Below are 11,464 nucleotides of genomic sequence, written 5' to 3' on the forward strand. Positions count from 1 at the left end.
GACTAGCAGATCTAGGGATAGGTGTTCTATGCATATCGAGAAGGACCTGGTTGCCGCGTCGGCCACTCCCCTGGTACTCGGAATTCTCGCCGAGGGCGAGTCCTACGGGTACGCCATCCTGAAGCGAGTCAACGACCTGTCCGGCGGACGGATCCAGTGGACCGACGGCATGTTGTACCCCCTGCTGCATCGGCTCGAACGGCTGGGATTGGTGTCGGCGTCGTGGGGCGCCTCCGACAGCGGGCGCCGGCGCAAGCACTACACGATCACCGATACGGGCCGGGAAATGMTGGCGGAACGGCGCGCTCAGTGGGACGTGGTCGCGGACGCGCTGAGCCAGGTGTGGCGCTCCGTCCAACTGCCCCCGGCACCCGCGGAAGGATGGTCGTGATGGATACCGACAAGGAACTCGAATCTCAGATCGGTCAGTGGCGGGGGTACGTCGAGCGCCGTCACGCGATATCGTCCGCCGACACGGATGAGATGGAAGACCATCTACGCGATCAGATTTCGGATCTGTCCGCCGCCGGCCTGAAGACCGACGAGGCGTTCCTGGTCGCGGTCAAACGGATGGGCAACGTGGACGACATCTCCCGCGAGTTCGCGCGGGAGCACTCCGATCGGCTGTGGAAGCAACTCGTCCTGCTGCCCGCCGCGCCCGACGGCGGTCGCACCCGCCCCACCCGTGAACTGTTCGTCGTTCTCGGGTTCGCGGTCGGCGCAGCACTCGTCCTCAAGGCAGGCTTGGCGACACTCGACGAGCAGGACCTCGCCCGCAACGTCAGCCTGTTCGTTCTTCCCTTCCTCACCGGATACTTCGCGTGGAAACGGAAGGTGACGCACCGACTGGCCGCGGCACTGGTGGTGCCGTTCGCCCTGGCGGCGGTGCTGTTGAACGTCTTCCCGTTCGTCTCGAACGGCTCCACCGAGGTGATCGCGGCGATCCACACACCGATCGCGTTGTGGTTCGCGGTCGGCGTCGCGTACGTCGGCGGCCAGTGGCGGTCGGACCGGCGGCGGATGGATTTCATTCGATTCACCGGCGAATGGGTGGTCTACCTGACCCTCCTCGCCCTTGGTGGCGGCGTGCTCATCGGCCTGACCGTCAATGCTTTCGACGCCCTCGGCCTGAGCGTCGAGTGGGTCGTCGAGGACTGGGTGCTGCCGTTCGGAGCGGCCGGTGCGGTCATCGTCGCCGCATGGCTCGTGGAGGCGAAACAGAACGTCGTGGAGAACATCGCCCCCGTCCTCACGCGTGTGTTCACACCACTGACGACTCTCATGCTGCTGGTGCTGCTCGTCGCATTCGCGACGACCGGCAGCGTGGTCGACGTCGACCGGAACCTGCTGATCCTGATGGACCTCATCCTGGTCGTCGTCCTGGGCCTGCTGCTGTACGCGATTTCCGCCCGCGACCCCTACCTGCCGCCCGACCTGTTCGACCGCCTCCAACTCGTCCTCGTTGCGAGCGCCCTCGCGGTCGACCTGCTGATGCTGTTCGCCATGCTCACTCGAATCGCGGAATTCGGCTTCACACCGAACAAGGTGGCCGCACTCGGAATGAACCTGGTTCTCCTCGTCAACCTGACCTGGTCGGCCGTTCTCATCCTCGGGTTCCTGCGGGGCCGCCGCGAATTCGGCTCCACCGAACGCTGGCAGACCCGTTACCTCCCAGTGTTCGGTGTGTGGGCGGCGTTGATGGGCGGCGTGCTTCCACCACTGTTCGACTTCGCGTGACGACGTCGTGACCGCTTACCGGGATTCTTCCAATGCGCGCGATACCTTCCGAATGACGCTGCCGCTGCGTAACATCAAGCACATCTCGCTGGAATCCCTCTGGAGGCCGACGTGGGTGGACTTGGTATCGATCTCGGAACTGCCAACACTGTCGTCGGAACTCCCGACGACGGCATCGTACTGAACGAGCCTTCTTTCATGTTGGTTCGGACGAAGGAACCGAACCGTGCTCTCGCCATCGGCACCGAGGCGCGAAGTCTCGTCGGCCGTACGCCTATCGGAATAACTCCGGTGCGGCCGTTGCGTGACGGGGTGATCGTCGACCTGGAGTCGGCGCGGACCTTCGTGACGGCGATCGTCAAACGGGTGTCGCCGGGCAGGCGATACGGGGTGCGGCCCAAGGCCGTCATCTCGGTGCCCGCCGGCGCCACTCCGCTCGAGCGCAGGGCACTGCTCGAGGTCGGGCACGAGGCCGGCCTGCGAAAAGTGGGGTTGGTGCCCGAGCCGGTCGCTGGTGCCCTCGGCTGCGGAATCAACCCGCTCGAACCGCGCGCCCACCTCGTCGTCGACATCGGTGGCGGCACTTCGGAAATCACCGCCATCTGTTTCGGTGGCATTCTCTCCCACCGCAGTTGCCGACTTGCGGGCGACGAACTGACCAACGCGCTGTACCACTACCTGCGGGAGGAGCACAACATCGTCGTCGGCGAGCTCACCGCCGAGCGCGCGAAGCTGGGCGCACCGGACACCGACGAAGGGCAGTCGCTCGTCGTCGAGGGCCGCGACGCCGCCACCGGCCGGGCACGGTTCGTCACTCTCGAAACCGAGGAGATCGTGGATGCGTTGCGGGCGACCACAGCCGGAATCGTCCATACCCTGACCGAATGCCTCGAAGACCTTCCGCCGCAGGCGATCGGCGACGTGATGTCGGAAGGGCTGCTCGTCATCGGCGGCGGGGCGATGCTGCGTGGCCTGTCGCAACTGCTCGAGGAGGCGTTCGGATTCCCGGTGAAGACGGCCGAACGCCCCCTCACCTGCGTCGCCGAAGGCGCCACCGCCTGTCTCGTGCACCCCGAGGTCGTTGCCGCCTACAGCAGCTGATCACCGGGTCGGTGCCGGAGCAGGTGGTCGCGGGAAGTAGTGCTCGAGAATCTTCTTGACCACGGGGCCTGAAGTCGCCGACCCGAAACCACCACCACGGACCAGCGCCGTCACCACGATCTCGGGGGCATCGAATGGCGCCACCGCGGAGAACCAGGCGTTCAGTCCCTCCCCCGGCGCCGACGGATCCTCCGCGGTTCCCGTCTTGGCGCCGGCCGGTACCGGGAGGTCCGCGAGTTGCCCGGCGGTCCCGGCCGCCGCAGACGCCCGCATTCCCGCCCGGACAGGATCGAGACGGTCGGCGAACGCGAGCCGCTGTGGGGCCGCTGTGGGGATGGGGATCAGTTCCGGCCCGTACGCCGCGGCGAGCTGAGGGGTCACCATCGCGCCGGTGGCGATCCCGGACGTCCATCGCGCGACCTGGATAGGGGTCGCGCTGACCGTGCCCTGCCCGATACCCATCAACAGCGTCGACCCGGGATACCACGTGGCTCCGATGCTTCCGACGTTCTCCGGGGTGCCGAGAAATCCCTCCGCCTCGCCGGGCAGGTCGATCCCGGACCGCCGTCCCGCGCCGAGTTGGCTCGCGACGTCCGCCATCTTCTCCGGGCCCAGGAGCTCACCGAGCTTGTAGAAGTACACGTTGTCGGACCATTGGATCGCCTGCAGCATATTGTTCGGGCCCATCGGCTGCCAGTTCCGGAAAGTGTGCCCACCGTAGGTGTAGGCAGCGCCGGTCTCGATCACCTCGTCGGGCGACAGCACCGGATACTGCATATCCGTCGACGCGACGACAATCTTGAATGTCGAGCCGGGCGGGACCGCGGTCTGGGTGGCGTTGTTGACCAACGCACTCGGGCCCGGGGTCTGGCTCTGCGCCGCGAGCGCGACGAGGTCGGCCGGGGGTCCGTAGACATTGTTGTCGGCGCCCGGGACGCTGGCGAGAGCCAGCACGGCCCCGGTCCGCGCATCCATCACGACGGCGGCGCCGAGGTCGCCCTTACTGGTGCGCATCGCCTCCACGAGCGCATCGGTGGCCAGGGTCTGCACACCGATGTCGAGGTGCAGGCGCAGATCGTGGCCCCGCACCGGGTCGACGCGCTCGCCGGTGGCCACCGGATTGCCGGACGGATCGACATACATGCACTGTGTGCCGTCGCTGCCGCGGAGCAGAGCGTCGTACTGCTTCTCGAGTCCCGCTTTGCCGACCCGTGATCCGAGTGCGAGGTGAGGCCAGCGTTCCATGTCGTCGGCGTCGGCGACCCCGACGTGTCCGAGGATGGACGCGAGTACGGCACCGTACGGGTACTGCCTGCGACCGGACGGCACGACGAGGACACCGGGAAGGTGCGCATCCACGATGCGCCGAGCCTGGTCGGGCGCGACTGTGCCCACGGCCACCTGGGTTTCGCCCTCACCGCCGGCGTCGATCAGGTCCGACAACTCGTCGGGTGACTTCGCGAGCAACGCGGCGAGCCGGTTGCGGGCGTCGTCGTCGCTGTCCTCGAACATCCGAGCGACCACCGCGACGGCGTACTCGGCGACGTTCACTACGAGAGGGACACCGTTGCGGTCGACGATCAGTCCGCGTTCGGCAGGCAGGCGGATGCACCGCATCATCTGTGCATCACTCATCGCCCGATATTCCGCACCCCGGTCGTGCTGCACCTGCCAAGCGAACACCGACATGGCGACGAGTGCGGCGATCATCGTCATCGTGCCCGCCGACATTCCGCGTGGGCGGCGCCGGCGCCGGGGGTCGGGGGCCCACAGCGGTCGCGCGACGCCGTCTCGGCGCACCGCGAGTACCAGTCCGATGGCGGCGAATCCGACGATCGCGGCCGTCCCGCCGTAGCTGAAGAGCGGAATCGGCATTCCGGTGTGGGGCAGCAGCGACAGACTCTGACCGATCGACACCAGCGCGTGGATTCCGAACAACCCACCGATTCCGGCAGCGACGAGTGCAGCCTCCCGGGTCCGTGCCGTGCGCGCGGCGAGTGCGGCCCGCCACACGATCACCGACGTCGCCACCACGACGGCCAGGCCGGCGATCAGACCCCACCCGTACACCAGGCTGGCGAACGCCAGATCGTGCTCCGATTCGGGGAGAAACTGTGCCCGCACGTCGTACAGCGGGTCACGCGCCAGACCCCACAGGCCGCCACTGCCGATCGCGATGTTCGCCTGCAACTCAGCCCACCCCGCGCCTGCCGGGTCGGCGTTGCTCGACAGGAACACGTGGACCCGTTCGAGCTGATACGGCCGGAGGAACAGCACCGCGAGCGGCAGCGACGCGATCCCCATCACGAACAACGGGACCAGCGGCAGCAGCGGGACCCGCGCGAGGATGAGCATGAACCCGGCCGTCGCAACGAGCACGACGGCCGTCGACAGGTCGGGCTGGACCGCGACGAGTGCTACCGGCACCGCTGCAATCGCCAGGGTCGCGACGAATCGTGCGAGGGTGAACCCACCCGCGAGCATGCCCGCGGGCACCAGAATCAGGGCAAGCTTGGCCAACTCGGAAGGCTGAACGGTGAACACGCCGAAGTTCAGCCAGCGCTGCGCGCCCTTCGTCGCAACCCCCGCCAGGGGAACGGCCGCAAGCAACAGGGTCGCCACCGCGAACACCGCCCAGCCGAAGGCGCGGAGGTCACTGATCCGCAGGCGGGACACCACCCACATGATCGCGAGTCCGGCCACCGCGAAGAGGAGATGGCGAACGGCGTGCCCCGTCATCCCGGTCGCCGTGAGATTCAGGAGTCCGAGCACGACGAGGACGATCGCCGCCCCGACTATCCACGGGTCGGATTCACGCTTGCCGTCCTGCATGGCTGCCCCCGGCACTCAGCAGCGTGCGTTTTCGGCGGGCATCAGCAGCGGCTCGGACGCGGCTGTTGCCGGGGCGCTCGTGATCGCCGCGACGGCGAGCGCGGCCCCGGGCGGCAGATCGGTCCGGACGATGCCGTACACCTGCTGCGACCCGGGCTGAACGCGCTCCGACACGTCGCCGCCCGCCCGCACCTCGCCCGAACAGCGGTCGTACACGTTCACCCTCCAGGTCACGGCATCGACAGTCGCCGCCGGATCGAGGTGGACGTCGATCCGGATCTCGCACGCCTGCCCGGGCCCGCACTCCCCGTTGGCGCGCGTGGCCGTGACGAGCGTGATCGGCCCGGCGCTGCCGGGAGCACCGACGTCGACGGGTGGCGGCACTCGTCCGGCATCGGTCGTAGCCGGCGTGGGCTGTTCGGCCGGGGGTTCCGGTGGCGGCGACACGGGTCGAATCTGATTCTGCTCCTCGGGATTCACCGGATTCAGGACGGCGTCCCAACCTCGCCGCAGGTCCGACCACGCCCGCGGAGCCATCCACACTGCGGCGAAAAGTATCAGGATCGCGACGAGCCCGAGGGCTCCCTGCCTCCGCGAGGGCCGTCTCTTCCTGCGATGCCACGGATTCCGGGCCGGCGGGAACCAGCCCGGCGATGCAAGGGTGGAACCGGTGTCCACCGGCGGCGGCTTCTCACCGGCCGTCCGCTCCTCCACTGTCCGGTCGTCCGGGCGCGGCCGCCCCCTGGTCGCCGCGACCAGCCGGGCGAGCTGGCAGCGTTTCCGACTCTCCTCGGCGGCATCGACGTCGGGTTCGACAGCCAGACGAACTCGCTGCAGCAGCACGTCGAGATCTGTTGTTTCGAGCAGCGATTCGTGCAACCGGCCGGGCAGTGCCGAACCGCGACAGTTCGTCGCGATGCTTCGGAACAGCCCGGTAACCTCCTCGGTCACGTCGTGGCCGGACACCGCACCGCGCGCGTACTCGATCGTGAGATGCCCGCTGTCGGACACCGTCACGTTCCGGAGACGGATGCGGTCCTGCCCCTCGCTGCGCGCCGGTTCGAGCTGATCGAGCGCATCGGCAACGAGCAGCGACGCCTGTGCCGGTGACAGTATCGCCGCCGCGAGGAGCCTTCCGAGTGCCACACCACTGACAGGGGCGGCGTGATCGGGTTGTTCGGGCGGTTCGGATCGAGCATCGGCGGGTTCGTTTCTCCTCGTGAGGAGCCCTGTCACTGCTTCGATCATCGCGCACCCCGACGCTCGGCCTCCCGCGCCGTGGGAACGAGACCGGAGCGGACGGCGACGGACCTTGAGTTGGGCTTACCCTGTGCCGAAATCCTTTACGCCTGCGTCATTCCATTTAACTCCGGCCGATGCTCCGGCGTCCGCGAAATCGTCCCGTCCGCTTCCGCACATTCTCGTCAGCGTGCACTCGGGGGCACACCGAAGGCCTGCATCACGACCGCACCCCAGTCCCGCCATACCGGGCAGGGCACAGGATCCCGGTGGTTCAGGAACCGGATCACCTCATCGTTGAAGGCAGCGGAGGTCGGTAGAGACGAGTGCGCGGCGCGAACCGGGCAACCGTTGCGTTCGACGTCCAGGCGCCAGCCGTGCGGCATCAGCGGAAGATCGGCGGCCGACGCGATACTCAGCACGCGCACGTCCTCGGGCAGTACCTCACCGAAAACGGCCTGTGCGGTACCCGCGGTACCGAGCAGTTGGCGCGCGGCGGGTGTGTCCGGGTCGAACTGAAAGAAGACGAAGTCGATCGCGGGCACCGCCCACCGCAACAGGTCGCCGAACACCCTGCCCGGTCGGTCGACTTCCGGCGGCGGAAATCCGAGCGGGGTCTCCGGGAACACACCCACCAGGATCAGCACGTCCACCTGTGCCCGACCTGTGGCGACCGCTTCCCACGCGATCCAGCCGGCGTGCGAATGCGCGGCAACGGTCAACGGCCGCTGCAGGTTCGCCGCCTGCTCGGTGAACACGGCGACCTGTTCCTCGACGGGTCGATGGGTGTCGGCCGGTTCGTAGGGGGCGCCCGTTCGGATCGGGCAGGTGGCGTCGCGTCGGGGCTGCCCACCCCCGGTTCCGGCGTAGGAAAAGTAGTACACCTGTTCGCATTCATACCCCAGCCGCTGCACGTCGGCCCGGTGGATCGTCCCCTCCCCCGAACGCGAGTCGATGCCGGACATGACGAGCAGCGAACCAGCCTGTCGTGGTCCGGGTTCCGGATCGTCGTAGACGCGGGTCCGAACGAAGATCACCGACACGATCGTCGACGCGACGAGCACCGCGGCGAGCGCCGCGACGGGCCGCCTCAGCGGCGCACGGCCCATCGCCCACACCGTCAGTCCCGTTGCCGCTGCCGATACCGGCACGAGCAGCACGGTGAGGGCAGGCACGCGGTCGGCCAGGGCGCCCAGTGCGAGGATCGCCGCGCAATACGGCACCATCACCTCGATTCGCAGGCCCCGGCGCCACGCCCGCCCCATGGCCGCGCGCAGGCCGGCGCCGCCCTGCCACGGCACCGGCCCGAGTATCGACACCAGCACCGCGACGAGCGCTACCGCCGGCCAGAACGCCCGCGAGTACAGCATCGCGTAGGCGGTCGCATCGGCGCACGACGCCAGCAGGACGGGACCGAACGCAGTCGCGTAGAACGCCACGGCGAAGCGGATACGCCTCGTGTCGAGTCCACCGAGCAGCCAGGCCATCAGCATGATCCGCACGGCCGACACGACGCCCAGCAGCACGATGCACTGCGACCACGAGTCGGTGCGTACCAGCAGAAGTCRCAGGTCCGCGAACTGATCCAGCGGCGGCAGCGCGACGAGGTGCAACAGTCCCGGCCACACGGGGACCACCCCGCACAGCGCCAACACGACGACCAGCACCGCGGCGGCCGCCAACGGCCACCACCGCGCCCCGCGCCGCACCCACCGGGCCATACCCTTCGCTGTACTCGCAGTCGGTGGTCGTGCACAACCCGGTCGGCCGGCCACGCAGGACTTCGTGCCGGACAACGCGATTCCAGAGCGCGACATCCGTGACCTCGGCATGACATCGGGCGGAAGAATGAACATGACATAGCCGGGGCGTATCGGGGAGGATGATCACCTGATGGACGGTGCGGAGGTCGGAAGCCACGGGTCGCTCATGACGTTCGACCAGTTCGAGGACATCTTCCGGGTGGCCGCCAGTATCGGCGTCGTGAGGGACGACTTTCACCGATTCGACGACGTCGTCACCGGGAAACTGTACGACCTGCTGCTGGTCGCCCAGTCGGATGCAGCGGCCCAGCACCGGCACGTCATCGAACTCACCGACCTGCCGATCACCAGAGGCCTGCAGGAGAACATCGGGTTGTTCCGGGAACTCGGCCCGCACCTTCGGGTCGACCCGATCCTCGCGCGACTGGCCGCCTACCCGCCGCTCGACGGCGTCCTCGCGGTCGACACCCGATCAGGGCTCCCCGACATCACCGGCGGACTGGGCGTCGCCCTCGCGCGCACCTTCCGCATCGTCTACCCCGAGCTGAGGACCCTGCGGGCCCGGACCACGCACTGGTCGCTGGTCAGCACCCTCGTCGACCTTTATCTCTGACGTCACCGGCGGCGGGCCACTGTCCGTTCACAGCTGTGGGAACACCCCTGGGGGTGCAAACATCCACCCCCGGATGGACGGCCGACCACCCCTCTGGGGGGAGTTGGCGGGGCCCTGTAACGGCGAAGACTGGTGTCAGTCCACAAGGGACACGGAAACCCACCCCCACCACACTCAGGAGAAACGCAATGAATTCGACCAAGACACGCATCGCCGCAGCCGCCGCAACAGGCGCCGCCCTCGGACTCGGAATGTTCCTGGGCCAGAGCGCCACTGCCGTCGCCGCACCCGCGCAGTCGACGTCGCCTCAGGTCGTCTCCCCGGACTCCGGGCTCTCTCCGTACAAGGTCGAGGTCAGGGACCGTATCGGTTGCGCCAATGCATGGCCCATGGTCGCATGCGACGCCCCCGACGAGGACGTGCCCCCGCAGGTCACCCTCGTCGAGCCGGGCACCACCCTGGTCGAGCCCGGTGGCACGTCCCTCTTCGGACCCGCATCCGCGACCATCCATCAGGTCAATTACCCCCTCGAGCCCGACGACGGCGTGATCTCCCACCCGCTCGATCCCGACATGCCCTGGATGTGATGTGACGACGACCTGGAGTAGACGACTCTGGATTGATGGGTCTGCAGATTCTCGGCCGCCGGAGCCAATGGCACCGGCGGCCGAGGTGTGTGCGACGACGCGTGCCGTGCGCAGCCGGAGTATTTAGAAAGACGAACCATCACTGACATCCGTCCCCGCGAGGAGGACGATGAAACAGACCGGTCTCGCTCCGATCGTGGAACGAGTCGCGTTGTCGCGATCTTTTCGAAACGATTCACCCTCTCCGCAGTTCCCGATCGAACGTGAGGCGGCCGAGATGACGGCAGAAAACGTGTTGGGCTCGCAGACCGCCGATCAAGAATGTCAGGACTGCGGCTACGAACCGGAGCTGAAGCGAACTCTGGGCTCCTTTCAGGTGTTCGCTGTCTCGTTCGCGTTCATCTCGGTGGCGGTCGGGATCTTCGGCACCTACGACGACGTACTTCGCGACGCCGGGCCGGTGGGGATCTGGCTCTGGATCGTCGTGGCGTTGGGGCAGACCCTGGTGGCGCTGGTGATCGCCCAATTCGCGGCCCGCATCCCACTCAGCGGCTCCTCATACCAATGGGCGTCACGGCTCGCCAACCCGAAGGTCGGCTGGTTGTTCGGATGGCTGACCTTCTGTTACCTGGCCCTCGGCGTGGTGACGGTCGACAATGCGATGGCAAGCTCCGCCCTCATGCCGCTGTTCGGCATGGAGCCCGACGAGGGCACGGCGCGCATGATCACGCTCGCCGTGGTGCTTGTCCAAGCGGTGCTCGTCGTGTTTTCCACGCGCCTCGTCGGCTTGATCACGTCGGGCGCGGTAGGGCTCGAACTGGTGATCGTCGTGGTGCTGGCGATCGGGCTCTTCGTCGCCGTGGCGCTCACGGGCGAAGGCTCGGTCGGCAATCTCACCTCCCGCGGTGTCACCGAGGGCGCCCCCAACTATTTCGCCGTCGGCGGCGGATTGATGGCTGCGACGATCATGGGGCTTGCCACCCTCGTCGGCTTCGACTCCGCGGCGAACATGGCTGAGGAGGCCAAGGATCCGTTTCGCAGCGTCCCACGCGCGATCGTGGGATCGGTCGTGGCGGCGGCGGTGCTGGGACTGGTGTTTCTGATCGCGCTCACGATCGCGATCAAAGATGTTCCCCGGATCAGCGACAGTGACACGCCGGTGGCGGCGATCCTGCGCGATCAGCTGGGTCCGGTGATGGAGAGGACACTGCTGGTCGCGATCGCGTTCGCCTTCTTCGGCGCGGGAATGGTGACCTTGGCGACCTGCTCGCGGATGGTGTTCGCGATGTCGCGCGACGCGCGTTTCCCCGCTCACCGGCTGATGCGCCGGGTCAATCCGCGCACGCAGACACCCATTCCGGCGACCATCTTGATCGTCGTCGTGGGGGTCGTCCTGATGGCCGCGCTGCCTGGCGGCGCACTGCTGGAGTTGCTCACGGTGGGAACGGTCATCTCGGCGGTCCTCTACGGCGGGATAATCGTCCTGTATCTCGCGGTCCGCAAACGATTGGATCGTAGGGCGGGCRCGTTCGATCTCGGGCGCTTCGAACTGCCGATCGCAATCGGTGCACTGGTGTGGTCGGCCTTCGTGG

At 67.6% G+C, this 11,464-nt stretch carries 9 protein-coding genes; 6 read left to right on the top strand and 3 right to left on the bottom strand.

Annotation, left to right across the window (positions count from 1 at the left end):
• Positions 1 to 28: 28 nt before the first annotated feature.
• The 3 genes from AC1DWT_RS26895 (at position 29) to mreB (ending at position 2,838) form a co-directional block, all read left to right on the top strand.
• Positions 29 to 391 carry a PadR family transcriptional regulator gene (locus tag AC1DWT_RS26895; RefSeq protein WP_477922953.1) on the top strand — a complete coding sequence of 121 codons (363 nt, stop codon included), beginning with the start codon at positions 29 to 31 and terminating at the stop codon, positions 389 to 391.
• Positions 391 to 1,737, top strand: a complete 1,347-nt coding sequence (locus tag AC1DWT_RS26900; RefSeq protein ID WP_206012382.1) for a permease prefix domain 1-containing protein — start codon at positions 391 to 393, stop codon at positions 1,735 to 1,737. Before AC1DWT_RS26895 ends, AC1DWT_RS26900 begins: the two co-directional genes overlap by 1 nt.
• Before the next feature lie 111 nt (positions 1,738 to 1,848).
• The gene (mreB, locus tag AC1DWT_RS26905; RefSeq protein ID WP_072943386.1) at positions 1,849 to 2,838 is read left to right on the top strand and encodes a rod shape-determining protein; all 990 of its coding nucleotides are present in this window, start codon (positions 1,849 to 1,851) and stop codon (positions 2,836 to 2,838) included.
• On the opposite strand, the gene AC1DWT_RS26910 is transcribed toward mreB, so the two are convergent.
• The 3 genes from AC1DWT_RS26910 to AC1DWT_RS26920 form a co-directional block, all read right to left on the bottom strand.
• Positions 2,839 to 5,670 (bottom strand): FtsW/RodA/SpoVE family cell cycle protein, encoded by a 2,832-nt coding sequence (locus AC1DWT_RS26910; protein WP_206012383.1) that lies wholly within the window; start codon positions 5,668 to 5,670, stop codon positions 2,839 to 2,841. It abuts the gene before it with no gap.
• A 15-nt stretch (positions 5,671 to 5,685) separates the two neighbouring features.
• The gene (locus AC1DWT_RS26915; protein WP_072943383.1) at positions 5,686 to 6,918 is read right to left on the bottom strand and encodes a hypothetical protein; all 1,233 of its coding nucleotides are present in this window, start codon (positions 6,916 to 6,918) and stop codon (positions 5,686 to 5,688) included.
• Positions 6,919 to 7,094: 176 nt separating this feature from the next.
• A complete protein-coding gene (locus AC1DWT_RS26920) occupies positions 7,095 to 8,630 on the bottom strand; it encodes a hypothetical protein (protein ID WP_477922957.1) in 1,536 nt (511 codons plus the stop codon).
• Positions 8,631 to 8,802: 172 nt separating this feature from the next.
• Here AC1DWT_RS26920 and AC1DWT_RS26925 point away from each other — a divergent pair, with 172 nt between their 5' ends.
• The 3 genes from AC1DWT_RS26925 to AC1DWT_RS26935 all read left to right on the top strand — a co-directional run.
• Positions 8,803 to 9,285: a DUF1931 family protein gene (locus AC1DWT_RS26925; protein WP_072943382.1), complete on the top strand. Its 483-nt coding sequence runs from the start codon at positions 8,803 to 8,805 to the stop codon at positions 9,283 to 9,285.
• A 188-nt stretch (positions 9,286 to 9,473) separates the two neighbouring features.
• The gene (locus AC1DWT_RS26930; protein ID WP_072943381.1) at positions 9,474 to 9,872 is read left to right on the top strand and encodes a hypothetical protein; all 399 of its coding nucleotides are present in this window, start codon (positions 9,474 to 9,476) and stop codon (positions 9,870 to 9,872) included.
• A gap of 277 nt (positions 9,873 to 10,149) precedes the next feature.
• Positions 10,150 to 11,464: APC family permease (locus AC1DWT_RS26935; RefSeq protein WP_477922959.1), on the top strand; the 1,315-nt coding region annotated here is incomplete at its 3' end.

The organism is Rhodococcus sp. P4_B6 (assembly GCF_056402215.1).